The organism is Bremerella sp. JC817 (genome assembly GCF_040718835.1).
Lineage (GTDB): Bacteria > Planctomycetota > Planctomycetia > Pirellulales > Pirellulaceae > Bremerella.
Genome location: NZ_JBFEFG010000173.1, coordinates 1 through 708 on the forward strand (window position 1 = coordinate 1; position 708 = coordinate 708).

Annotated in this window: 2 pseudogenes; one reads left to right on the plus strand and one right to left on the minus strand. The window is 59.9% G+C overall.

The annotated features are described in order from the left end of the window. A pseudogene (locus tag AB1L30_RS00810) lies at nt 1–229 on the plus strand (hypothetical protein); the annotation flags it as partial. A gap of 289 nt (nt 230–518) precedes the next feature. Here the strand turns inward: AB1L30_RS00810 and AB1L30_RS00815 are convergent. Next, nucleotides 519–708, minus strand: a pseudogene (locus AB1L30_RS00815) (hypothetical protein); the annotation flags it as partial.

A 708-nucleotide genomic window follows, 5' to 3' on the forward strand; every position in this document is an offset into this window, starting at 1 on the left:
AGACGAACGCCAGAAGAATCGCCGTCGCGTCTCGAAGCTGACCGATGAGTACGATAACGCCAAGTTCCTGGTCCCGCTCGACGTTCAGTCGGACGAAAACATCGCCGAAGTGATGAAGACCACTGAAAGCGAACTGGGCACCAGACCTGGGGAAGCGATATCGACGAAGGGGCTCATTCGCAAATGCGTGAGGCCTGCAAGCTGCCCAACGCTTCGGGTGCGGCGTTGATGCCTGATGCGCACGTGGGATATGGGCTGCCCAGCAAGATCGGCATCTTCTCGCATAGTCCCAGATTCCGCAGCGGAGCATGCCCTTCCGGAAATGCGAGGTTAGCTCGCAGACCGGTGCCATTCATCTGACGGCCAGCCCAGAACTTCTGGCAAGCGACTGCGAAGGTGATATGCCAGGATCGATTGAGACCGAAGCAATCCGGCGGCGGCTAGCATCGCCAGGCCCAGGGCCCGCAGGCAGCCCCGATCCTTACACCGCCACCAGCGAATCGCTTCAGCGGCTCGATCTAACGCCGGATGAAACCATCCTGCATGTGCACAATCACACGCTCGGGAAGAATGTCGTCTGGACCGTTCTCGGTCATCAGAATCGTGTGCTCGAATTGAGCGCTCAAGCTGCGATCGCGGGTACGAACCGTCCAGCCGTCGCTCGGATCGAGCTGCGTGCTCGGGCCACCGACGTTGATCATCGGTTCG